Source organism: Streptomyces sp. NPDC052109, from assembly GCF_040680195.1.
Taxonomy (GTDB): Bacteria; Actinomycetota; Actinomycetes; order Streptomycetales; family Streptomycetaceae; genus Streptomyces.
Map to the genome: position 1 here is coordinate 102,651 of NZ_JBFAWF010000002.1, position 23,521 is coordinate 126,171.

The following is a 23,521-nucleotide window of genomic DNA, read 5'->3' on the forward strand; positions in this document are numbered from 1 at the left end:
GAGGCGGGACATGGAGGACCTGGTCATCCGGGACGCCGATGTCGTGGACGGCAGCGGCGAGCCGTCGTACCGGGCCGATGTGGTGATCGGCGACGGCCGGATCGTCTCGATCGTCAAGGAGGCCGCCGCGGCCGGCTGCCAGCGCCCGCGCGCCGTGCGGGAGCTGGACGCCGAGGGCCTGGTCCTCTCCCCCGGCTTCATCGACATGCACGCCCACTCCGACCTCGCCCTGCTGCGCGACCCCGACCACAGTGCGAAGGCGGCCCAGGGGGTCACCCTCGAGGTCCTCGGCCAGGACGGGCTGTCGTACGCGCCGGTGGACGACCGCACGCTGGAGGAGGTGCGGCGGGTGATCGCCGGATGGAACGGGTACGGCGACGACGTCGACTTCGACTGGCGGTCGGTCGGCGGCTATCTCGACCGGCTGGACCGGGGCATCGCCGTCAACGCGGCCTATCTGATCCCGCAGGGCACGGTCCGCGCGCTCGTCGTCGGCTGGGAGGACCGGGAGGCGACGCCCCGGGAGCTGGACCGGATGCGGCAGTTGGTCGCGAGGGGGATGGAGCAGGGCGCCGTCGGCCTGTCCTCCGGGCTGACGTACACGCCCGGCATGTACGCCCCGGACGCCGAACTGACGGAGCTGTGCCGGGTGGTGGCGTCGTACGGCGGCTACTACTGCCCGCACCACCGCTCCTACGGCGCCGGCGCCCTGGCGGCGTACGCCGAGATGGTCGCCCTCACCCGGGAGGCCGGCTGTCCGCTGCACCTGGCCCACGCGACGATGAACTTCGGTGTGAACGAGGGCCGGGCGCCGGAGCTGCTGGCCCTGCTGGACCGGGCGCTGGACGCCGGCGCGGACATCACCCTGGACACCTATCCCTACACGCCCGGCTGCACCACCCTGGCCGCGCTGCTGCCGAGCTGGGCGAGCGAGGGCGGCCCGGAGGAGATCCTGGCCCGGCTCGCCGACCCGGCGACGGCCGCGCGGCTCCGGCACGACCTGGAGGTGACCGGCTCGGACGGCTGTCACGGCGTGCCGGTGGAGTGGGAGACGATCGAGATCTCCGGCGTCGGCGAGCCCGCCCTCGGCGACCTGGTGGGCCGTACCGTCCGGGAGGCGGCCGAGCTGCGCGGCGAGGCCCCGTGGGACACCGCCCGCCGGCTGCTGACCGAGGACCGGCTCGGTACGACCGTCCTCCAGCACGTCGGCCACGAGGACAACGTCCGCACGATCATGCGGCACCGCACCCACACCGGCGGCTCCGACGGCATCCTCCGGGGCGACAAGCCGCACCCGCGCGCCTACGGCACCTTCCCGCGGTATCTCGGCCACTACGTACGCGAGTTGGGCGTGCTCTCGCTGGAGGAGTGCGTCGCCCACCTCACCTCCCGGCCCGCGGCCCGGCTGCGGCTGCCGGACCGGGGGCTGGTGCGCGAGGGGTACCGGGCCGATCTGGTGCTGTTCGACCCGGAGACGGTGGCGCCCGGCGCGACGTTCGCCGAGCCCCGCACGCTTCCCACGGGCATTCCGCACGTCCTGGTCGACGGCCGGTTCGTCATCGAGGACGGGAAGCGGACGGACGTGCTCGCGGGCCGGTCCGTCCGCCGTACGAACGTCCGCTAGGCCCTGTCGTCAAACTTCGTCGCGGGGCAGGCGGGAGTTCGGCGACAGGGTCTAGGGCTTCGGCAGGGTGCAGCCGGACGCGCTGAGGTTCAGCTTGTTGCCCGTGGTGAAGCAGGCCGGGATCTGATAGGTCTCCTCGGCGTAGTTGGTGCCCTGGTGGACGGTGACGTTGCCGTTCTGGTCCACCTCGCACGGGTTGTCGACCGTGCAGGTCTCGCCGTCCTCGTTGCCGGTGTTGTTGACGGCGACGACCTTGCCGGTGCCGGTGTCGATCACCGGGGAGCCCGAGGTGCCGCCGATGGTGTTGCAGGTGGAGGTGTAACGGACCGAGTCCTTCCAGGTCCAGTCGCCCTCCTTCAGCCGGTACACGAACCCGTCGATGCTGCAGCTGTAGGTCCGCTTCCAGTAGCCGGAGACGACCTTGATGGCGGTGCCGGCGGTGGGATGGGTGTCGTTCACGGTGAGCGGGCTGATCCCGTACGCGCTCTTGATCTGCGCGTAGGTGGTGGTCAGCCGGTAGATGGTGACGTCCGTGTCCGTCATGGTCGAGTAGACGACCTGGTTGGCGCGCAGGGTGGCGACCTTGCTGCCGGTGGAGTTCAGCAGGCCGAAGGTGCGGCTGGAGGACTGGCCGGTGATGACCTCGCCGGGGTCCGGGAAACCGGTCTCCAGGCAGTGGCCGTTGGTCAGCACCAGCGCCGGGTCGCTGTCGGCGGAGTTGGGGAAGCGGATCACGGAACCGGAGCAGTTGCTGAGCGAGACGGTGCCGGCGAAGTCGACGGTGACCTTGGGCTTGACGGCGGTGTGCGGCGCGGCGACCGCGGGGGCGGCACCCAGCCCGGCTAGGGCCAGGGAGGAGAGCGCGGCAAGGAGAGGCTTGTTCATGTGGGGGTCCCCTCTGACGACTGGGGCGACCGGAGGTCTCCGGTCGCCCGCTCGTTTGTCATGCGCATTCTCAACGCAGGCGAGGGGCGGGAACAAGGAGCCGGCTCAGGTCATAGGGGTTTCCCTGTGCGCAGACGGTCCATGCAACTCGGGTGCGACTCCCGCGACTTGGACACGCACAGGCCCCCGCAAGGGCGTCCGGGGCGGCCCGCGGCAAGGCGCCGGCCCTCCGGGCCGGCGCCGTGCCGGAGGTGCGGGTCCGCGCGCCCGGCCGGTCGCACCGCTCGATGCGGTTCGGGGTGATCCGGCCGGTGAAGAAGGCCGCGGTCCCCTGGTCGCGCCCGCTGCCGCGCCGGCGCCGCGGCGCGACGAGGCCCGCGTGCCCGCCCGTGAACCAAGCGGCCCGGACCACGCGTCCGTCGGCGTACCGCGTCCCCCACCGGGTCGCGCGCGCTCCGGTCAGCGGGGGTGCTTCGTGGGCCCGTGACCGCGGCCCCGGCCGCCGGGGAAGCCGGGCGCGGAGGTGGTCGGGGTGGGCGCGGGGGCGCTGGAGGTCACCGGGGCCGGGGCCGAGGTCGGGGCGGTCGGGCCGGCGGCGGTCGCCAGCGACACCCGGACGAGCGGGGAGGCGGACGAGCGGGCCGGCGCGGCCGAGGGCGCGGCGGCGGCCGTCGTCGAGGGGGCCACGGCCGGGGAGCCGGTGTCCGTGCGGGGGCTCGCGGTGGCGGAGTCCCGGGCGGTGACGCGGCCGCCGCCGGCCGGACCGGAGCCGTCCGGGGCGGGCGAGTCCGAGCCGCCCGCCAGCGCGGCGACGACCGCGACCGCGCCGGCCACGCCCACCGCCCCGGCGAGGGCCGCCACCCGGCGCCGGCCGCCCGTGCGCCGCTCGGCGCGCCGCCGCGCGGCACGCCCGTCCCCCGGCCCCGATCGGCCGGCCGGCTGGGCCGGTTCCGTCAGCCCGGTCAGCGGGGGCAGCTCGCGGGTCTCGTCGTAGGCGTTCTGCCAGCCGTGGGCGGCGGCGGGGTCCGCGTACCCGCCGTACGCCGGAGCGGCGGCCGCCCGGGGGAGGTACACGTTCGGCGGAGCCGAGGCCGACGTGTCACCGGCGTGCGGCAGGGCCTGCGTCGGCTCGGCGCCGTACGTGCGGTCGTACCCGTTCGGCGGATCCTGGGCGGATTCACCCGGTCCGCGTCTGCCGTCGGTCCCCGACTCTTCGTGCATCCCCGCCCCACTCCGCCTCGCTGCGCACACACAAGCCGCCCACTCGGGCCCACCCCGGACGGCCCCGCCCACCGGTCCGACCCGGTGGAGCGGCACCGCGATTTTAGGGACGCAAGCTGCTCCTGAGACAGCCGTGGGCGATATTCGGGCAAATCTCCGCGTCTCACGTGTCGGAAAACACGAGCCGCGAGGCGATACCGGGCCGTAAGCTCACGGACATGCAGGTGATCCAGTCGACCAAGCTCGCCAACGTCTGTTACGAGATCCGGGGCCCGGTTCTCGAGGAGGCCATGCGGCTTGAGGCGGCGGGGCACCGCATCCTCAAGCTCAACACCGGCAACCCGGCCGCCTTCGGCTTCGAGTGCCCCCCGGAGATCCTGGAGGACATCCTCCGCAACGTCTCCAGCGCCCACGGCTACGGCGACGCCAAGGGCCTGCTGGCCGCCCGCCGCGCGGTGGTCATGCACAACCAGACCCTCGGCATCGAGACGGACGTCGAGCACGTCTTCATCGGCAACGGCGTCTCCGAGCTCATCGTGATGGCCATGCAGGGGCTGCTCGACGACGGCGACGAGGTGCTCGTACCCGCCCCGGACTACCCGCTGTGGACGGCGGCCGTCTCCCTCTCCGGTGGTACGGCCGTGCACTACCGGTGCGACGAGCAGTCCGACTGGATGCCGGACCTCGCCGACGTCGAGCGCAAGGTCACCGACCGCACCAAGGCCATCGTCGTCATCAACCCGAACAACCCCACGGGCGCGGTGTACGACGAGGCGATGCTCAAGGGGCTCACGGACATCGCCCGCCGGCACAACCTGCTGGTGTGCTCCGACGAGATCTACGACAAGATCCTCTACGACGACGCCACGCACACCCCGACCGCGAAGATCGCCCCCGACCTGCTCACCCTCACCTTCAACGGCATGTCGAAGGCGTACCGGGTGGCCGGCTACCGGGTCGGCTGGATGTCGATCTCCGGCCCGCGCGCGCACGCCGACTCCTACATCGAGGGCCTGACGATCCTGGCGAACATGCGGCTGTGCGCCAACATGCCGGGGCAGCACGGGGTGGTCGCCGCGCTCAGCGGACGCCAGACGATCAACGACCTGGTGCTGCCGGGCGGCCGGCTGAAGGAGCAGGTGGACACGGCGTACGAGCTGCTCACCCAGATCCCGGGCGTGAGCTGTGTCCGCCCCAAGGGCGCGCTGTACCTCTTCCCGCGCCTCGACCCCCAGGTGTTCAAGATCAAGGACGACCGGCAGATGGTCCTGGACCTGCTGCGCCAGGAGAAGATCATGGTCGTCCAGGGCACGGGCTTCAACTGGCCCGAGCCCGATCACTTCCGGGTGGTGACCCTGCCCACGGTCGTCGACCTGCGGGACGCGATCACCCGGATCGGGAACTTCCTGGACGGGTACAGCCAGCCGTAGTCGACGGGCTACATTTCGTGACCTGGCTCAACTTTAGACGAAATCCAAGCTAGGATGGCTTCCTGTCAGAGCACAGGAGGCCATCCCCATGTACGAGCCGATCCGCACCAAGTCGGTCCACAGTACGATGGCCCGCACCGCCTGCGACTTTCCCCATCGGTCGCGCGAGGAGGAGCTGGACATCCAGCTCGCCGGTCACCTCGCGGCGCTGCTAGCCGTGACCGACGAACTGCGCGGACTGACTCCCTCGCCCGACCTGGAGACCGCCGCCGAGCGGCTCGCCGAGCAGGTGGCCCGGCTCCGGGGAGGGCGCGCCCCCCTGCGGGCGGCGCCGTCCGCGGCCGGTGACCCCGCGGCGCTGCACGGGCGGGCACACGCCCTCGCGGGCCGCGCGCTCGTGGTCGCCGCCTCGCGTGCGGACACGGCGGCCGCGATTCTCGCCGCCGAGCGGATGGACGCGCACACCGAGGCGCTGACGGAGCCGCAGGAACTGAGCACCACCGCCTGACCCCGCCGGGGTCCCTCGATCGGCCCCGGTCCGCGTGCACCCGCAGCGACGCGCGGACCGGGCGCCACACACCGCGTCGGCCTCGACCGACCTCCTGGGGTGCGGTGCGTTTCGTCGCGGGCGGGGTCGGTCCGCCGCGGGGCCTTGCGACATCCACTCACCGCCGTGAACCGCGACCCGTGGCCGCGGGTCACCGCCGGCCTCGGCGCCGGCCGGAAGCATGGAAAGCGCCGGTCCCGGACGACCCCCGCCCTGAAGACCACCGTCCCCGGACGGCCGCCGTCCTCGGACGAAGATGAAGAACAGGATGAGGGCCGGCAGCGCCGGCAGGAGCCACCAGATCCACACGTGCCGGTGGCCGGTGCGCGGCCGGCCCTCCGGTTTTGAGCCCCCTCCTTCCGAGGGCCCGCGGGCGGCGGGTACCCCACACCAGGCCCGAGCGGCACGCCGTCCCGGACGTCCTGCCTCCGGTTGCATACCGGGATCGGTCCGTCACCCCCCGTTCACCTGCCGGGGCGGGGAACTTGGGGTTCCGCGAGCACGCTCGCCGACGTGAGACGTATCGCTGGAATCGTCCTCGCGGTGCTGCTGATCGGCGGCGTGGTGGCCGCTGTCGTCGCGGGCCGGCAAGGTGAGGACAAGGGCACGGCAACGAAGACCGTGCGCGGAGTGATCGGGTCGGAGAAGGCGGACTTCTTCGCCGATCCCGATGTGGTGAAGGCCCTCGCCGCCAAGGGCTACACCGTGAAGGTCGAGTCCTCCGGGTCCTGGGCCATGGAGGACCTGGACCTCAAGGGCTACGACTTCGCCTTCCCCGGCAGCCAGGCCCCGGCCGACGCGCTGGCCGCGAAGTACCACGCCCAGGAGCCGCTGCCCCGGCCCTTCTACTCGCCGCTGGTCGTCGTGGCCCACCGCAGCGCGGCCGAGGTGCTCGCGGCCAACGGACTGGCCGTGCTCGACGGCAGGCACCGTGGCACGCTCACCATGGGCGCCTATCTGGACGCCGCACGGCACGACCGGACCTGGCAGCAGCTCAAGGGCGCAGGGGCGCACGGCGAGTTGACCGGCACGCTCTACATCGCGAGCACCGACCCGGAGTCCTCCAACTCCGGTGCGCTCTACCTCGCCGCCGCCTCCTACGTCGCCAACGGCGGCAAGGTCGTCGCGAGCGGGGCCGACGTCGACCGCACCGCGCCCCTGCTGCACAAACTGGTCAGCGTCCAGGGCGCCCAGCAGTCCAGCAGCGACGCGGTGTTCCGGGACTTCATCAGCGGCGCGGGGAACCCGCTGGTGCTCGTCTACGAGGCGCAGGTCGCCGCCCTGCTGACCCAACAGCACACCGTCGACGACCTCGTCGTTCTCTACCCGGACACCACCGTCACCAGCGACCACACCGTCGTACCGCTGGACGCGACCGGCCGTGCCCTCGGGGACCTGCTCAGCAGCGATCCGACTCTGCGCAAGCTCGCCGTCCGGCACGGGTTCCGGCCGCAGGGCGACGCCGGCGAGTTCGTCGCGGCCACCGCCGGCCGGTCCGGCTATCTCAACCAGACGCTCACCGGCGTCCGGCAGGCGCCCGTGCCCACCTCCGAGGTGCTGCACGAGATGGCCCGCCGGGCGCGCGGATGACACGGGGGGACGTATCAAGTGACCGATGAAAACAGTGAGTTCAGCCTCACGCCGCCGGAGCCCGTGGCTCCCGTGCCGCGCGACAAGGCCGGCGGTCTCGTGCCCGTCGAGGACACGGTACGCGAGGAGATGGCGCGCAAGGCCGGCGCCTATGTCGCCTCGCTCGCCGCGCTCGACGCCCGCTCGCCCGCGTTCGCGGGCAAGGTCGGCGAGATCACCGGCCTCGGCTGCGGCGAGCTGCGCACCGCCGCCGCCCAGTCCAACCGCATGCTGGAGCGGACCCTGCGCAGCCTGCCCGACAAGGGCGGGGACGCCCAGGCGAAGGTCGCCGGCTCACTCGTGGAGCTGCGCCGGGTCGTGGAGGACCTGGACCCGCGCGACCTGCCCGCGAGCAGGAGCCGTAAGTTCCTGTCCCGGCTGCCCGGCGGAAACAGGCTGCGCGACCACGTGGCCAAGTTCGCCTCCGCGCAGGCGACGTTGAACCGGATCGTGGGCGCCCTGCGCGGCGGTCAGGACGAACTGCGGCGCGACAACGCCGCGTTGCAGACCGAGCGGGTCCGCCTGTGGGAGACCATGGGCAAGCTCCAGGAGTACGTCGTGCTCACCGAGGCCCTGGACACCGCGGTCGAGGAGCACATCGCCGGGGTCGGCGACCCGCAGCAGGCCGACGCCCTGCGCGCCGACGTGCTCTTCCCTCTCCGGCAGAAGCACCAGGACCTGCTCACCCAGCTCGCGGTGTGCGCCCAGGGCTACCTCGCCATGGACGTCGTACGCCGCAACAACAACGAGCTGATCAAGGGCGTCGACCGGGCGGCCACGACCACCGTGTCCGCCCTGCGGATCTCGGTGCTCCTGGCCTCCGCGCTGGACCGGCAGAAGAAGGTCATCGAGCAGGTCGACGCCCTGCGCGGCACGACCGAGGACCTCATCCGGGGCAATGCCGAGATGCTCTCCGCGCAGGGCGAGGACATCCAGCGGATCGCCGCCGATCCTGCCGTCGGCGCCGAGACCCTGCGCGCCGCGTTCCAGCAGATCTACCGCACCCTCGACGCCATCGACGGCTACAAGGTGCGGGCGACCGAGGTGATGGCCTCGACCGTCGCCTCGCTCACCGACGAACTGCACAGCGCCACCGCCTACTTGGAACGCAGCAGGTCCCAGGGCGCACTGGAGGGCCCGCCGGCATGAGACGACGATCCGCACGCGCCCTGCTCGCGGCGACGGCCGCGACGGCCGCCCTGCTCGGCGGCTGCACGACCGAGGACCACCACAAGGACGACCCCGCCGCCCCGAAGCCCGGCACCCTGCGCGTGCTCGCCTCCAGCGAGCTCAGCGACATGACGGCCGTCCTCGACCGGGTCCGCAAGGACACCGGCATCACCGTCCGGCCCACCTACATCGGCACCCTGGACGCCGTGGACCTGCTGGCCAAGGGCAGGACGGACGGCGCGTACGACGCACTGTGGCTGTCCTCGGACGACTATCTGCGGCTGCGGCCGGACGCGGCGCGGAAGGTGGTGTCCGAGACCCCGGTGATGTCCAGCCCGGTCGCCATCGGCGTCAAGCCGGCCACCGTGAGGGCCCTCGGCTGGACGCCCGAGCAGGTGACCTGGGGGCAGATCGAGCAGGCCGTGCAGGACGGGAAGCTGACGTACGGCATGACCGACCCGGCCCGCTCCAACTCCGGCTTCTCCACACTGATCTCGGTGGCCTCGGCCCTGTCCGGCGCCCAGTCGGCGCTCACGGACGCCGACGTCGCCAGGGCCACGCCGAGACTGACGCAGTTCTTCAAGGGACAGAAGCTGACCTCGGGCTCCTCGGGCTGGCTGGCCACCGCCTACCAGCGGCGCGGCAACGTCGACGCGCTGCTCAACTACGAGTCCGTCCTCGAGGGCATCCCGGGTCTCACCGTGATCCGTCCCCGCGACGGCGTCGTCACCGCCGACTACCCGTTCTCCTCGCTCGCCTCGACGAGCGCCCGCACCCGCGAGGACGTCCGCAGGGTCACCGAGGACCTGCGCACCGACGCCGTGCAGCGGCTCATCACCGACACCACCCGTCGCCGCCCGGTCGTCGCCTCGGTGCCACCCGCGTCCGGCCTGGACACCGGCCGGCGCCGCGAACTGCCCTTCCCCGGCAGCCGCTCGGTCGCCGACGGGCTGCTGCACTCCTACGAGAACGAGCTGCGCCGGCCCTCCCGCACGGTGTACGTCCTCGACACCTCCGGCTCGATGGCGGGCGAGAGGCTGAAGGCGCTGAAGAAGGCGCTGACGGATCTCACCGGCGACTTCCGCGAGCGTGAGGAGGTCACGCTGATGCCGTTCGGCTCGGACGTGAAGGGCGTGCGCACCCATGTCGTCGACCCCAAGGACCTGAAGGCCGGCCTGGACGCCATCCGCCGGGACACCGACGCCCTCGGTGCCGACGGCGGCACCGCGATCTACACCTCGCTGGAGAAGGCCTACGACCATCTCGGCGACGGCAGGGACGCGTTCACCTCGATCGTGCTGATGACCGACGGCGAGAACACCGCCGGGGCCGGGGCCGGGGACTTCGACGGCTTCTACCGCTCGCTCGCCGGCACCCGGCGGGACACCCCTGTTTTCCCGATCCTCTTCGGCGACTCCTCCCGCGCGGAGCTGCAGCACATCGCCGATCTGACCGGCGGCCGCCTCTTCGACGCCCGGCAGGGCTCGCTGGACGGTGCCTTCGAGGAGATCCGTGGCTACCAGTAAGGTCCTCGGCTACCTGGAGTCCCGCAAGAACCTCACCGGCGGCGCCTGCGGGGTGGTCGGTCTGGTGCTGACGTTCACCGGGGTCGCGGGGCCGTACTGGCCGGCCGTGGTCGCGGGCCTGTACGGCGCGGGCGCGCTGGTCGCCCCGCCGGAGCGGCCGGCCCTGCCCGACTTCCCGAGCCCGTCGGCCCAGCTGGACGCCATCCGGGCCGACTTCGGGAAGCTGCGCGGCTATCTCGCGCACGTCGACCTGCCGGCCACGTCCGCCGAATGGCTCGCGGAGATCGCCGAGCTGCTCACCGCGTTGCTGGAACCGGGCTGGGTCGCCGAGGCCCTGGTCCAGGACCCCGACGGCGTCCACACGGTGTCCCGCGCGGTACGGCAGGACATCCCGGAGGCCGTCGACGCCTACGTGCGCACCCGCTGGTGGACCCGGATGACCCCGGGCACGGAGTCCCCCGAACACCACCTGGACCGCCAGCTCGCCCTGCTCCGCGAGGAGGCCGAACACCTGGTCACGGACCTCAGGGACCGGGAGGCACGGCGGCAGGAGTCGCACACCCGGTACCTGGAGGAGCGCAACAACTGATCACCCACCGTCATGCGCTCGGCCGGTCCCCCGCACGCGGGAGGCCGGCCGCGGTGTTGACCCGGTCGTTGCCGGAGGAACCCCTCACGCTCCGTTGTGCGGGGCCCCGTCGGGCGGGTGTCCACGGCCGGCCGGGACGATCGCTGGTCAGGGCACGGCGGCCGGCCGTGGAGTCTCGGACGGGACTAGCCCAGGCGCTCCACCAGCGCGTGGTACTGGTCCCACAGCTCCTTCGGGGTGTGGTCGCCGAAGGTGTTGAGGTGCTCGGGGACGAGCGCCGCCTCCTCGCGCCAGACCTCCTTGTCGACCGTGAGCAGGAAGTCCAGGTCGGAGTCGGCCAGTTCGAGCCCGTCGGTGTCGAGCGCCGCGCGCGTCGGCAGCACACCGATCGGCGTCTCGACGCCCTCGGCCTTGCCGTCCAGGCGCTCCACGATCCACTTCAGGACACGGGAGTTCTCGCCGAAGCCCGGCCAGACGAACGAGCCCTCGTCGTTCTTGCGGAACCAGTTGACGTAGTAGATCTTCGGCAGCTTGGACTGGTCCTTGTCCTTGGCCACGTCGATCCAGTGGGCCATGTAGTCGCCCATGTTGTAGCCGCAGAACGGCAGCATCGCGAACGGGTCGCGGCGCAGCTCGCCGACCTTGCCCTCGGCCGCGGCGGTCTTCTCGGAGGCGACGTTGGCGCCGAGGAAGACGCCGTGGTTCCAGTCGAAGGACTCCGTCACCAGCGGCACCGCGCTGGCCCGGCGGCCGCCGAAGAGGATCGCCGAGATCGGCACGCCCTTGGGGTCCTCCCACTCCGGCGCGATGATCGGGCACTGCGAGGCCGGGGTGGTGAAGCGGGCGTTGGGGTGCGCGGCGGGCTCGGCGGAGTCCGGGGTCCAGTCGCGGCCCTTCCAGTCCGTCAGGTGGGCCGGGGTCTCCTCCGTCATGCCCTCCCACCACACGTCGTTGTCGTCGGTGAGGGCGACGTTGGTGAAGACCGAGTTGCCCCACAGGGTCTTCATCGCGTTGGCGTTGGTGTGCTCGCCGGTGCCGGGCGCGACGCCGAAGAAGCCGGCCTCGGGGTTGATCGCGTACAGCTGGCCGTCCTCGGCGAAACGCATCCAGGCGATGTCGTCGCCGATGGTCTCCACGGTCCAGCCGGAGATCGTGGGCTCCAGCATGGCGAGGTTGGTCTTGCCGCAGGCGCTCGGGAAGGCCGCGGCGACGTACTTGGACTCGCCCTGCGGCGGGGTGAGCTTGAGGATCAGCATGTGCTCGGCCAGCCAGCCCTCGTCACGGGCCATGACGGAGGCGATGCGCAGCGCGTAGCACTTCTTGCCGAGCAGGGCGTTGCCGCCGTAGCCGGAGCCGTAGGACCAGATCTCGCGGTCCTCGGGGAAGTGCGAGATGTACTTGGTGGAGTTGCACGGCCACGGAACGTCGTCCTGGCCCTCCTCCAGCGGGGCGCCGAGGCTGTGCACGGCCTTCACGAAGAAGCCGCTGTCGCCGAGTTCGTCGAGGACCGGCTGCCCCATGCGCGTCATCGTGCGCATGGAGACGGCGACGTAGGCGGAGTCGGTGATCTCCACGCCGATCGCGGACAGCGGGGAGCCCAGCGGGCCCATGCAGAACGGGACGACGTACATGGTGCGGCCCCGCATCGAGCCGCGGAACAGGCCCTTCTCGCCGCTGAAGATCTCCCGCATCTCCGCGGGGGCCTTCCAGTGGTTGGTCGGGCCCGCGTCCTCCTCCTTCTCGGAGCAGATGAAGGTCCGGTCCTCGACGCGCGCGACGTCGGTCGGGTCGGAGGCGGCGTAGTAGGAGTTGGGCCGCTTGATCGGGTCGAGCTTCCGGAAGGTGCCCCTGGCCACGAGCTCTTCGCACAGTCGCTCGTACTCGGCCTCGGAGCCGTCACACCAGACCACGCTGTCCGGCTGCGTCAGTTCGGCGATCTCGTCGACCCACGAGATCAGTTCCTGGTGGTTGGTGGGGGCGGGAGCCGCGATGTCGCGCGCCACGATTGCTCCTAAGTGAGGGATTTTTGCCCTTGTGAGGGATTTTTCCTTGGGGCCCCGTGGGGGCTGCGACCCGGATGCTTCGCAGTCGTTCGACTGTTGGCGCTCATCCGGTGCCGACCGCACTCATTTGATCATCCGTCCATAGTGCCCATATGTCCAGGGGGAGTCACAGGTGAGCGGCGTGAGGAAGGCCACGGTTTTCGCATCTTTCCTGCGTACCTCGGTGTTCCTTTACATGCACGTGGAGTTCGCCTGAAGGACTTTTTGAACACCCCGGTCGCGCCCGGCATGAGACGATGGCCACTCTGCGCCCCTCCACCGGCCGCACTGATCCGTAACTTACGGTTCCGTAGGTACGATGCGGCCCATGACTGCGCCCGCCTCCGACGCGCCCATGGACTCGCCGGCCGACGGCCGCGGTCCGCTCGCGCTCCCCTTGCCGCATCCGGTCAAGCCCAGACTCCGCGGCTGGCTGCACCTCGGCATGTTCCCGGCCGTACTCATCGCGGGGCTCGTCCTCACCGCCCTCGCCGACTCCGCCAGAGGCCGCATCGCCTGCGGGATCTACGTCCTCACGGCCTGCCTGCTCTTCGGCGTCAGCGCGCTGTACCACCGGGGCAACTGGGGCCCGCGGATGGACGGCGTCCTGCGCCGTCTGGATCACGCCAACATCTTCCTGATCATCGCGGGCACCTACACCCCGCTGACCCTGCTGCTCCTGCCCGGCGCCAAGGGCCAGTGGCTGCTGTGGGGCATCTGGGCCGCCGCCGCGGCCGGCATCGTCTTCCGCGTCTTCTGGGTCGGCGCCCCGCGCTGGCTCTACACCCCCTGCTACATCGCGATGGGCTGGGCGGCCGTCTTCTTCCTGCCCGACTTCCTGCGCACCGGCGGCATAGCGGTCCTGGTCCTGGTGATCGTCGGCGGTCTGCTCTACAGCGCCGGCGGCGTGGTCTACGGCATCAAGCGGCCGAACCCCTCACCTCGCTGGTTCGGCTTCCACGAGGTCTTCCACTCCTTCACGCTCGCCGCGTTCGTCGTCCACTACGTCGGCATCTCCCTGGTGGCGTACCAGCACGCCTGAACGGCAACTCCTCTCCTTCCGGCCACGGCTCACCAGCCGTGGCCGTTTCCGTATGCCTGGACCAGCTTTTCATTGACAGCTCCTCGATTTTGAGGGTTACTCTCATTTCACGGCCACTGTCACTCCTGCCGACGGCGCGACGCGACACGATCCCCGCCGCTGGTGGGCCCTCGGGGCCCTGGTCGCGAGCATGCTGGTGCTCGCCTTCGACTCGACGATCCTCAACGTGGCCCTGCCGACCATGGCCGCGCAGCTCGGCGCCACGACCGGCCGGCAGCAGCGGATGAGCGACGCGTACGTCGTGGTCTTCGCCGCGCTGATGCTCCCGGCGGGCCTGCTCGGCGACCGGTTCGGCGACCGGTTCGGCCGGCGCCGCATGCTGATCGCCGGACTCGCCGTCTTCCTGGCCGGCTCGGCGCTCGGTTCCCTGGCCGGGGACGTGAACGCGGTGATCGCCGCCCGCGTCGTCCTCGGCGTCGGCGCCGCGCTGATCATGCCCCTGTCGCTGTCCGTGCTGCCCGCGATGTTCGGCCCGGCCGAACGCGGCAAGGCCGTCGCCCTGATCTCCACCGCCTCGGCGCTCGGCATGCCGCTCGGCCCGCTGGTCGGCGGTTTCCTGCTCAACCACTTCTGGTGGGGCTCGGTCTTCCTGATCAACATCCCGACGGCCGCGCTCGGCATCGCCGCCTGCGGCTTCCTGCTCCCCGAGACCAGCGACCCGTCGAGCCCGAAGGTCGACGTCGTCTCCACCGTGCTCACCGCGACCGGACTCGGCGCGCTCATCTACGCGATCATCGAGGCCCCGGGCCGCGGCTGGGGCGGCGGCCCGGTGCCGGCGGTGTTCGCGGCGGCCGTCGTCCTGCTCGCCGCTCTCGTGCTGCGCGAACGCCGCATGACCCGTCCCATGCTGGACATGGGCCTGCTGGCCCGGCGCGGCTTCCTGCTCAACACCGTCGCCGCGACGCTGGTGATGTTCGTGCTGTCGGGGCTGATGTTCACGGTGCCGACCTACCTGCAGACGGTGCTCGGGCACGACGCCTTCGGCACCGGTCTCAGGCTGCTGCCGCTGACGGGCGGCCTGATGATCGCGGCCAAGGGCGCCCAGGCGGCCGTCGAACGCTTCGGGGCGCGCGGTGGTCAGCGCGGGCCTGGTCGTGCTCGCCTTCGCCGCCCTGCTGGGCAGCCGTACCACCGCCGGCTCCGGTTACGGCTTCGCCGCCCTGTGGCTGTCGGTCACCGGCCTCGGCTTCGGCTTCTCGGTCGTCCCCGCGATGGACGGCGCCCTCGGCACCCTGCCCGCCGACCGGGCCGGCAGCGGCTCCGGGCTGCTCATGACGTTCCGCCAGGTCGGCGGTGCCATCGGCATCGCGCTGCTCGGCAGCCTGCTGGCGAGCGCGTTCCGGGACCGGCTCGACGCGGCCGGGCTGCCACGTCCGGTGGCGCACGCCGCCAGCGAGTCCGTGGTCGCCGCCCATGTGGTGGCGGCACACACCGACTCGGCCCACCTGGTGGCATCCGCCAATAGCGCGTACGTCCACGGGATGAGCGTGGTGCTGCTGGTGTGCGGGATCGCCGCCCTGGTGGCGGCCCTGCTCGCGGCCCTGTTCCTGCCGGACACCCCCCTCGTACGGCGCACCGAGCGGAAGGAGACCCCGGCTGTGGCCGCGCCTGTCGGGGATGCCTGACAATGACCGGCATGACGGCCGCACGCACCCCCAGCACGTCCCCCGCCGACCGACCGCGGCTCGGCCTGCGGGAACGCAAGAAGATCAAGACCCGGGAGGCGATCCGCGCGGCGACCTACGCCCTGGTCCGGGAACAGGGCTACGACGCCACGACGATCGACCAGATCGCCGAGCGGGCCGAGGTGTCGCCGTCGACCGTCTTCCGGTACTTCCCGACCAAGGAGGACATCGTCCTCACGGACGAGTACGACCCGGTCATCCTGGCGGAGATCAGGGAACGCCCCGCCGGGGAGCCCTGGCCGGACACCATCCGGTCCGTCCTGCACCGGGCCGTCCAGCTCGGCACGTCCGAGGACGAGGAGGTGTCCCGGCTGCGCACCCACCTCATGGTCCAGGTTCCCGCGGTGCGCTCACGGATGATGGAGAGCATGTCGGCCACCGGCCGCATGCTCTGCGCGGCCATCGGCGAGCGCACCGGCCGCGACCCGGACAGCCTGGAGGTCCGGGTCTACGCCATGTCGCTGATCGGCGGCCTGATGGAGACCTCCATGTACTGGGCCGAGAACGACCACCGGGACGACTTCACCGCCCTGATCGACCGGGCCCTGGACGTCATGGAACACGGCCTCCCCGGCGAAAACCGCTGAGGCCCGGGCGCCGTCCCGTGCGATGCTGACGGGGTGAACCGACCCGAGATCCACGTCGAAGTCGCCCCCGCACTGCACCTGTTCGTGCCCCAGTCCCGGCGTGCCGGAGCCACGCCCCTGGCCACGGACGGCGTCTCGACGCTCGGCCATGCCATCGAGTCCCTCGGCGTCCCGCTGACCGAGGTCGGCGCGCTGGTCGTGGACGGCCGGGAGGTGCCGGTGTCGCACATCCCGAAGGCGGGCGAGACGGTGGAGGTACGCCCCGTCGACCGCCCCCAGCGCGTCCCCGGCGCCCCGCTCCGCTTCCTGCTGGACGTGCACCTGGGCACGCTCGCCCGCCGGCTGCGCCTGCTCGGCGTGGACGCGGCCTACGAGTCGACGGACATCGGCGACCCGGCGCTGGCCGCGCGCTCGGCCGCCGAGCGGCGGGTCATGCTCAGCCGCGACCGGGGCCTGCTGCGCCGCCGCGAGCTGTGGGCCGGCGCGTTCGTCTACAGCCACCGCCCCGACGACCAGCTGCACGACGTCCTCGACCGCTTCGCCCCCGCCCTGCACCCCTGGACCCGCTGCACGGCGTGCAACGGCCTCCTGCGGCAGGCCACGAAGGCCGAGGTCGCCGACCAGCTCAAACACGGCACCCAGCGTTCGTACGACGTCTTCGCCCAGTGCACGGAGTGCGGCCGCGCCTACTGGAAGGGCGCCCACCACGACCAGCTGGAGGCGGTCGTGGACCGGGCGCTGAGCATGCGGACCCAGGGGGATTGAGTGCGCGCGCCGATCTCCGGCGACGCCCTCTACGACGCCTTCTGGCCGGCGGTGTTCGCCGGTCTGGCGGCACTGGTGTGGCCCAGAGCCCGCTGGACGTACGCCAGGCTCTGGGCCGTGTTCGTGCAGGGGGGTGCTCAGCTCACCCTCGGGGCGCTGATCCTCAGCGGCGCCTGACGTCTCCCTTCCCGCACGCCACCCCGTCCCGGTCCCGGTCCAACCCCAGGGGATCGTCGGCGCCGTTGACCCTGAGCCGGCCGTAGTCGTTCTGCTTGAGCCAGGCGCACCGCGCGGCCGCCGTCTTCTTCACCTCGGGCGGGAACACCGTCGGCACGCACACGTTGACCGAGCCGTAGTGCCGGTCGCAGCCGGAGATCGTCGGGCTGACCTGCTGCGACGCCTTCTTCTTGCCGGGACCCGACACCTTGCCGGACAGGGAGTCGGCGAAGGCGTGGACGTGCGGGGAGGCGGCGCTCAGGGCCGCCGGGCCCGTCAGGTGCACCCACTTGGCCACCGAGGGCACCCCGTTCGCGTCGACCGCGAAGAGCATGTACCAGCCGGGCGGGGCGATGTTCGGGTTGTTCGTGACGTTCAGGTCCACGTTGTTGCCGTCCACCGACAGCGGCAGATCCACGAACCGCTGGTTCGGGTCGGACGAGTGGGTCACCGCGGCCGGGCGGATCAACTCCGCCCTGGCGATGGGGCGGTCGACGGTGATCCGCTGGGTGTCGCCGTACTTCCACTCCTGGTTGATCACCGAGGTGATCGTCGGGCGGGTGCCCTTGTAGAGGTACGGCGGGGTGTAGATCGACACGTTGTGGTTCCAGGTGCCGTTGCCCGGGTTGTCGCCGGTGGCCATCACCCGGCCGTCGGGCAGCAGGAACGCCGAGGAGTGGTAGCCGCGGGACTCGGGGTCGGCGGCCACGGGGTCGAAGGTGTTGCTGCCGGGATCGTAGATCGAGGACTCGTACACCGGGTCGGCCCGGTTGTGCAGGGCCCCGCCGGTCTCCAGGACCTTGGCGTCGGGCAGCAGTACGGCGGAGACGTACATCTTGCCCTGGCCGCCGGTCTCCGGCTGGGGCCCGTTGCCCAGGTCGACCGTGCCCTGCGGGATCGGCGGCCCGGCGACGTACGACGGGTTGGCCTGCTTGAGGTCGATCAGGTCGGTCAGGCGGTTCGCGTCCGGGTTGGAGTCGATGTTGCCGCCACCGATCGTCAACACCCGCTGGTCCTGCGCCGGAGGCAGCAGGACGGACGCCGACTGGTCCCGCTCGTCCTTGCTCTGCAGCCCCGGGATCTGCGTGATCGTGTTGGCGCCGTAGTCGTAGATCGCCGAACCCGTGCCGGGGATGTTGTTGCCGAAGACATGGCTGCCCGTGTAGAAGAGGCGGCCGTCCTGCATCAGGATCATCGCCGGGTACAGGCCCCAGTACGACCAGGTCTGGTTGACCTGCGACAGCGGCAGCCACTGGTTCTGCGCGTAACTGAACTTCTCCGCGGTCACCGAGCCGGTGGAGTCCTCGCGGAGCCCGCCGAAGGAGATGACGTCACCGTTGCCCAGCTCGGTCGCCGAGGGGTACCAGTGCCCGTCGTTCAGGTCGTTGGTCTTGGTGTAGGTCTCGGTCTTCGGGTCGAAGACGTACGAGTCCTTGAACCCCTCGTACCCGTGCCCGCCCGCGACCGGGTACGCCTTGTTGCCGCTCAGGACCAGCACCCGGCCGTCCTGGAGCTGGACGTGCCCGGCGCAGAACATGTCCTTCGGGGTGGGGATGACCTTGTAGGTGCCGGTCGCCGGGTCGTAGACCGCGCTCGTGAACGTGCCCGCGTCGAAGTTCTCCTCGCTGTTGCCGGACCCGGCGATCAGCAGCACCTTGCCGTTGTCGAGCACGACGGAGTGCATGGAGCGGACCGGGTTCTGCGTCGGCAGGACCGACCAACTGCCGTTCGCGCACTGGTCGGTGGTGCCGGTGCACTGGGCCGGCGGCAGCGGGTCCGGGACCTGGTCCATGGTGTAGTCGTCGGTGGTCGCCGAGCCGGTGCCGTAGACGGAGACGCCCCAGGTGATGCGGTCGGTGCCGGCCGGGACCTCGGGGGTGCGGACGGTGGCCTGGGTCCAGGCCGACGCCATGTCGAGGGTCTTGAGGTCGGTCCAGTACTGCCAGCCCGCGGTGGTGTCGTGCCGGAAGAGGGTGATGTTGGCGTCCGGGGTCGTGGTCTTGTACCAGAGGCCCAGGTCGTACTGCTTGCCGACGGTCACGGCCGGTGCGCAGTCCGTGGACTCGGTGATCATCGCCTTGCGGTCGCCGTCGACCCGGCGGGTCAGCGTGACCTTCATGGCCTGGGACCCGGAGTGCGCGTCCGAGGTCGTCTCGAAGCTGAAGTCGTTGTCGCCCCAGCCCGACTTCTCCCAGCAGTACGGCATGCCGTCCGTGCCGGCCGTTTCGAAGCCGGGGTTCTTGATCAGGTTGGCGGCCTCGGCCGGCTGGGGTGCGGACAGGAGCAGTCCGGCGGTCAGGGCGCCCACCCCGGCCAGCGCGGTCCGTCTGCGGCGTCTGCGGTACGTCGTACTCACACGGCTCTCCTTGCTCGGCTCCCCCGGCGACGGGGGAGGTAGACCAGCGCTTCGGTGCCGACGAAGCGCAGGACGAACGTCATGACCAGCGCGAGCGCGGTGGCGGGCAGGGCGCCCATCCCGAACCGGCCGACGAGCAGGGCGATCAGCGGGATGCGTAGGCCCAGGTCGGCGTTGGCCAGCAGCGCGAACCGGCCGAGCCGGTCCCACCAGCGGCGGTGCGCGCGCCGGTCGCGGAACAGCAGGTGCTCGATGAGCAGGAAGTTCCAGGCGACCCCGAGCTGGTTGGCGAGGATCTCGCCGGGCAGGTAGTGCATGCCGAGCCTGGTCAGCGCCCACAGCCCGACCAGATTCGGCACGAAACCGCTCGCCCCGATCAGCCCGAAGCCCACCATGCGGGCGACCGGCGACGCGGTGCGCAGGCCCGCCAGGTGGCGCAGGAAGCGGAAGCCCTCCTCGGCGGTCGACTTGGACTCGCCCGCGAACCGCTCCTGGAAGACGAACGGCACCTCCGCGACCCCGCGCGGGCGGCTGCGGACGGCCAGCTCCAGCAGGATCTTGTAGCCGAGGGGCTTGAGGACGTCCGCCGTCACCGCGCTGCGCCGGATGGCGAAGAAGCCGCTCATCGGGTCGCTGATGCCGCGCAGGCGGCGCGGGAAGAGCGCCTTGGTGAGCCAGGTCGCGCCGCGTGAGACGGCCACCCGGTAGCCGCCGGCGAGTCCGGCCCGGCTGCCGCCCTCGATGTACCGGGAGGCGACGACGAGCCCGGCGTGCAGCCGCTCGCCGGTGGACACCAACTCCGGTACCAGGGAGGGCGGATGCTGGCAGTCGCCGTCCATGACGACGATCCACTCCGAGGTCGCCGCCTTCAGCCCCACGACGACCGCCCCGCCGAGCCCGCCGACGGGTTCCTGCCGGTGCAGCACGGCCACCGGGAACGGGCAGTCCTGGGCGGCCTCGCGGATGACCTCGGGGGTGTCGTCGGTGGAGTCGTCCACGAAGACGACCTCGCAGGGCAGCCGTGTGGGCACCGACTCGGTGATCTGGTGCAGCAGCCGCCGGACGTTCGCGGACTCGTTGAAGGTCGGCACGACGATGGTGACGGCGCCGGGTTCGGGTACCTCGACGGCGTCGAGGCCCTGTGCCGGGGCGGTGTACTCGCTCATCGGGCGCCTCCGGCGGCCGTCGTGTCCTGGATCCGCCTGATCTCGATGCGGTCGGGTCCCGCGCCGAAGGTGGCGACCGGCACGGAATGCCGGATCGCGTTCCGCACGGTGGGCAGGTCCCTGGCGTCGCGGCGCACGGTCGGCGAGGCGACGACGTAGTCGATGTCCCGCCAGCCGTGCGGCATGGTCTTGGCGACGGCCGGGTCGAGGTCGGCCTTGTAGAACCAGATGGCGCCGAGCCCGGGCCGGTATCCGGCGTGCACGAGGTCCAGCCAGAGGGCGTCGTCGACGAGGACCCGGGTGTCCTTCGGGTCCGCCACCTCGGTGCCGAGCCAGTGGGAGGCCTGCCGGTAGGGCTTGTTGGCGTCGGCCGTGACGGCGGTGCGGTCGCCGTCGTACCAGTGCGGTACGACGTAGGCGCCGGCGGCGAGGGCGAGGACGGCGGCGAGCGCGTACCGGCCGCCGGTGACGTAGCGGTGCTCGCTCTCGGCCCTGAAGCGGCGCAGCACCGCGTGCGCGACGGAGGCGGCGCCCCCGGCCAGTACCAGGGCGAGGAAGGGCAGCGCGCCGATGACGTACATGGCGGGCAGATAGCCGCCGGGGCGCAGGGCGACGGCGGCCAGGACGGCGACCGTCAGCGCGGGACCGGCGAGTGCGCGGGCGGTGACCGACCAGCGCCGGGCGAGCAGCAGGAACAGGGCTCCGGCGAGGCCGCCGAGGGGCAGGACGCGGTCGTAGTAGAGCCAGGAGTGCAGGACGCCGTACGAGCCGGAGGAGTGGTCCAGGATGAAGCCGGAGCCCGGCCGGGACATCTGGTACGTGATGCCGTCCCACAGGGAGACGTGTCCGGCGCCCGGGAACAGCTCGCCCTTGAGCAGGGCGAACAGGGGGTAGGAGAACCCGATCAGGGCGCAGGCGGTGACGGCTCCGGTGAGAGCGAACTTGCGGGTGTCGGGATGGCTGTGCCGCCGCATGGTCACGAACAGGGCGGGCAGGACGACGAGCATCGTCTCCTTGGTGAGCACGCCCGCGGCGGCGGCGAGGCCCGCGCCGAAGTGGTGCCAGAGGTGGCGGCTGGGTGAGGCGGCGAGGCAGAACGCCAGCAGCAGCCACATCACCGCGATGTTGTCGAGGAAGATCTCCCGGCTGAGGACGACCGCGAGCGGGGAGAGCCCGAACAGGGCCGTGCCGAGCCCGGCGGCCCAGCGGGGCAGCGAGAGCCGGCGGCCGAGGACGTAGACGAGCACCGCGCTGACACCGCTGATCCCGAGCATGAGGATCCGCATGGTGGCGACGGTCATCGAGCCGGGGCTGAGCGCCGAGGGAACCCAGCTGAGCAGGGCTATCTGGATCCAGCCCAGCGGCGGGTGGTCGTACCAGTAGGTGTAGTGGGCGAGACCCCGGCCCTGCTGGACGGCCCAGGCCTGGGCGAGGTAGGTGCCCTCGTCGTCGCTGAGGGTGGGGTAGGCGGCGATGTTCCAGCCCTGGACGATGAGGATCGCCGTGAGCAGGGCACCGCAGAGCAGCAGGTCGGGGCGGGAGGAGCGGAGCCGTAGGGGTGGCTGGGTGCGGCCGGCCGGAGGCGTTTCGGGCACAGGCGGGCGTGGCGCGGGGACCTTCGCTGCGGTCACCGCGGGCAGTGTGGAGGTCACGCAGGGACGTCCTCTCGGATCGGCTCGGCCGCGGTGAGGTGCGCGCCGACGTGCGTGGTCAGCTCCCAGTCGTTGCGGCCGCGTTGCTCGCGCCACACGGCACGGATCGCGGCGCCGGCGAGGAGGACCTGGTAGAAGGGGCCGCCCACGATGAGCTTCGCGTAGTGGACGGGGCGGACCCTCAGGCCGTACTGCTTGCCGAAGTCGTGCAGTCCGACCACCTCGAAGACGAAGGTGACGGCGGCGGTGACCAGCGGCAGGAAGGTGAGGAAGGCGACCCCCACGGGCACGTCGAGGAAGAGCGCGACGGCTGCGTCGAGCGGGATGACCACGCCGGAGAAGGCCTGCAGGAACGGCGTCATCAGGGTGTACCGGGCGAGCAACCGCTGCCTCAGGGAAGGCAGTTGCTTCCAGTCCTTCTTCCGGTACACCTGCAGGAAGCCCTGGTTCCAGCGGGTGCGCTGCTTGAGCAGCGACATGAGGCTTCCGGGGGTCTCCTCGCGGGTGACCATGTCGGAGTCGTAGGCGACGACGACCTTCTTGCCGACGGACGAGAGCCGGACGCCCAGGTCGCAGTCCTCGGCGAGGCAGTCGGGGTCCCAGCCGTCCGCTTCCCTGAGGACGCCGGTCCGCACGAACACGGTGTTCCCGCCGAGCGGGATGAACCCCTTCTGCGCGTGCAGGTGCAGCCGGGAGCGGAACCAGAAGAAGTACTCCAGGCAGTTGCGCAGGCTGTACCAGCTGGAGTGGAAGTTGATGAGCTGGACCCCACCCTGGACGACGTCCGCCCCGGTGGTGCGGAAGGCGTGGTCGACGTGGGCGAGCAGGTCCGGGTGGACCTGGTCCTCGGCGTCGAAGACCCCGACGACGTCACCGCGGCAGTGCGGCAGCGCCGTGTTCATGGCCTTCGGCTTGTTCTTCTTCTCGTGGGTGTCGACGACGACCCGGACGCGCGGGTCGCGGTCGGCGGCTCTTTCGGCCACTTCCGTCGTCTCCGGGTCGTCGTGCCCGACGATCACGATGATCTCGAAGTCGGCGTGTGTGGATTCCAGCAGCCGCTGGATGGTGTGGTCCAGCACCGCCTGCTCGTGCCGGGCGGGCAACAGCAGTGAGAACGACAGGTGTTCGTCGCCGTCCGGTCTGCCGAACCGGGTGGAGGCCAGCACCTCGGGCGTGCGCCACGCGTGCATCTGCCACCACAGGGTGAAGGCCGCCATCCAGAACAGAGCCAGTGAGACGGCAGCAATGAAGACAGACATCAGCAAAAAGATCCCCCCAGATCCCCGATTACCCCCTGTAGGGGTGACGGTGCGTCACCGCCCGTCACCC

18 protein-coding genes and 1 pseudogene are annotated in these 23,521 nt (G+C 71.4%); 12 read left to right on the forward strand and 7 right to left on the reverse strand.

The features are described 5' to 3' along the window. Positions 1 to 10 precede the first annotated feature (10 nt). Positions 11 to 1,624, forward strand: coding sequence for a D-aminoacylase (locus tag AB0L59_RS06000; RefSeq protein ID WP_365579741.1), 1,614 nt, complete (start codon positions 11 to 13; stop codon positions 1,622 to 1,624). A 51-nt stretch (positions 1,625 to 1,675) separates the two neighbouring features. Here the strand turns inward: AB0L59_RS06000 and AB0L59_RS06005 are convergent, their stop codons facing one another. Both AB0L59_RS06005 and AB0L59_RS06010 read right to left on the reverse strand, forming a co-directional pair. Then, positions 1,676 to 2,509: a serine protease gene (locus tag AB0L59_RS06005; protein ID WP_365579743.1), complete on the reverse strand. Its 834-nt coding sequence runs from the start codon at positions 2,507 to 2,509 to the stop codon at positions 1,676 to 1,678. A 459-nt stretch (positions 2,510 to 2,968) separates the two neighbouring features. Next, positions 2,969 to 3,730: a hypothetical protein gene (locus tag AB0L59_RS06010; RefSeq protein WP_365579746.1), complete on the reverse strand. Its 762-nt coding sequence runs from the start codon at positions 3,728 to 3,730 to the stop codon at positions 2,969 to 2,971. A 218-nt stretch (positions 3,731 to 3,948) separates the two neighbouring features. Here AB0L59_RS06010 and AB0L59_RS06015 point away from each other — a divergent pair, with 218 nt between their 5' ends. From AB0L59_RS06015 to AB0L59_RS06040, 6 genes are all read left to right on the forward strand, one after another. Continuing rightward, positions 3,949 to 5,160 carry a pyridoxal phosphate-dependent aminotransferase gene (locus tag AB0L59_RS06015; RefSeq protein WP_365579748.1) on the forward strand — a complete coding sequence of 404 codons (1,212 nt, stop codon included), beginning with the start codon at positions 3,949 to 3,951 and terminating at the stop codon, positions 5,158 to 5,160. An 88-nt stretch (positions 5,161 to 5,248) separates the two neighbouring features. Beyond that, positions 5,249 to 5,668 carry a hypothetical protein gene (locus AB0L59_RS06020; protein ID WP_365579750.1) on the forward strand — a complete coding sequence of 140 codons (420 nt, stop codon included), beginning with the start codon at positions 5,249 to 5,251 and terminating at the stop codon, positions 5,666 to 5,668. A gap of 552 nt (positions 5,669 to 6,220) precedes the next feature. Continuing rightward, positions 6,221 to 7,297 carry a substrate-binding domain-containing protein gene (locus AB0L59_RS06025; protein ID WP_365579752.1) on the forward strand — a complete coding sequence of 359 codons (1,077 nt, stop codon included), beginning with the start codon at positions 6,221 to 6,223 and terminating at the stop codon, positions 7,295 to 7,297. Positions 7,298 to 7,315: 18 nt separating this feature from the next. Further along, on the forward strand, positions 7,316 to 8,485 hold the full coding sequence (locus tag AB0L59_RS06030) for a toxic anion resistance protein (protein ID WP_365579755.1): 1,170 nt from the start codon (positions 7,316 to 7,318) through the stop codon (positions 8,483 to 8,485). Then, positions 8,482 to 10,032, forward strand: a complete 1,551-nt coding sequence (locus AB0L59_RS06035) for a VWA domain-containing protein (RefSeq protein ID WP_365579757.1) — start codon at positions 8,482 to 8,484, stop codon at positions 10,030 to 10,032. Before AB0L59_RS06030 ends, AB0L59_RS06035 begins: the two co-directional genes overlap by 4 nt. Further along, positions 10,019 to 10,621 carry a hypothetical protein gene (locus tag AB0L59_RS06040; protein WP_365579759.1) on the forward strand — a complete coding sequence of 201 codons (603 nt, stop codon included), beginning with the start codon at positions 10,019 to 10,021 and terminating at the stop codon, positions 10,619 to 10,621. Before AB0L59_RS06035 ends, AB0L59_RS06040 begins: the two co-directional genes overlap by 14 nt. Before the next feature lie 185 nt (positions 10,622 to 10,806). Here AB0L59_RS06040 and AB0L59_RS06045 read toward each other — a convergent pair whose 3' ends face one another. Beyond that, positions 10,807 to 12,624 (reverse strand): phosphoenolpyruvate carboxykinase (GTP), encoded by a 1,818-nt coding sequence (locus tag AB0L59_RS06045; protein WP_365579762.1) that lies wholly within the window; start codon positions 12,622 to 12,624, stop codon positions 10,807 to 10,809. A 367-nt stretch (positions 12,625 to 12,991) separates the two neighbouring features. Here AB0L59_RS06045 and AB0L59_RS06050 point away from each other — a divergent pair, with 367 nt between their 5' ends. The 5 genes and pseudogenes from AB0L59_RS06050 (at position 12,992) to AB0L59_RS06070 (ending at position 16,979) form a co-directional block, all read left to right on the forward strand. Next, positions 12,992 to 13,705 (forward strand): hemolysin III family protein, encoded by a 714-nt coding sequence (locus AB0L59_RS06050; protein WP_365579764.1) that lies wholly within the window; start codon positions 12,992 to 12,994, stop codon positions 13,703 to 13,705. A 190-nt stretch (positions 13,706 to 13,895) separates the two neighbouring features. Beyond that, positions 13,896 to 15,390, forward strand: a pseudogene (locus tag AB0L59_RS06055) (MFS transporter). Positions 15,391 to 15,392: 2 nt separating this feature from the next. Further along, the gene (locus AB0L59_RS06060) at positions 15,393 to 16,037 is read left to right on the forward strand and encodes a TetR family transcriptional regulator (RefSeq protein ID WP_365579767.1); all 645 of its coding nucleotides are present in this window, start codon (positions 15,393 to 15,395) and stop codon (positions 16,035 to 16,037) included. Positions 16,038 to 16,070: 33 nt separating this feature from the next. Beyond that, entirely contained in the window at positions 16,071 to 16,802 is a 732-nt protein-coding gene (locus tag AB0L59_RS06065) for a Mut7-C RNAse domain-containing protein (protein WP_365579769.1), read from the forward strand. Then, the gene (locus tag AB0L59_RS06070; protein WP_365579772.1) at positions 16,803 to 16,979 is read left to right on the forward strand and encodes a hypothetical protein; all 177 of its coding nucleotides are present in this window, start codon (positions 16,803 to 16,805) and stop codon (positions 16,977 to 16,979) included. Here the strand turns inward: AB0L59_RS06070 and AB0L59_RS06075 are convergent. The 4 genes from AB0L59_RS06075 to AB0L59_RS06090 are packed head-to-tail and all read right to left on the reverse strand — an operon-like array spanning position 16,966 to position 23,457. Next, on the reverse strand, positions 16,966 to 19,374 hold the full coding sequence (locus tag AB0L59_RS06075) for a galactose oxidase early set domain-containing protein (protein WP_365579775.1): 2,409 nt from the start codon (positions 19,372 to 19,374) through the stop codon (positions 16,966 to 16,968). The two genes, AB0L59_RS06070 and AB0L59_RS06075, sit on opposite strands and share 14 nt — an antisense overlap. Then, positions 19,371 to 20,540 carry a glycosyltransferase gene (locus AB0L59_RS06080; RefSeq protein WP_365579778.1) on the reverse strand — a complete coding sequence of 390 codons (1,170 nt, stop codon included), beginning with the start codon at positions 20,538 to 20,540 and terminating at the stop codon, positions 19,371 to 19,373. The genes AB0L59_RS06075 and AB0L59_RS06080 overlap by 4 nt, the downstream gene beginning before the upstream one ends. Then, the gene (locus tag AB0L59_RS06085) at positions 20,537 to 22,192 is read right to left on the reverse strand and encodes a glycosyltransferase family 39 protein (protein ID WP_365579781.1); all 1,656 of its coding nucleotides are present in this window, start codon (positions 22,190 to 22,192) and stop codon (positions 20,537 to 20,539) included. The genes AB0L59_RS06080 and AB0L59_RS06085 overlap by 4 nt, the downstream gene beginning before the upstream one ends. Continuing rightward, positions 22,189 to 23,457, reverse strand: coding sequence for a glycosyltransferase (locus tag AB0L59_RS06090; protein WP_365579784.1), 1,269 nt, complete (start codon positions 23,455 to 23,457; stop codon positions 22,189 to 22,191). Before AB0L59_RS06090 ends, AB0L59_RS06085 begins: the two co-directional genes overlap by 4 nt. Between the last annotated feature and the right edge of the window lie 64 nt (positions 23,458 to 23,521).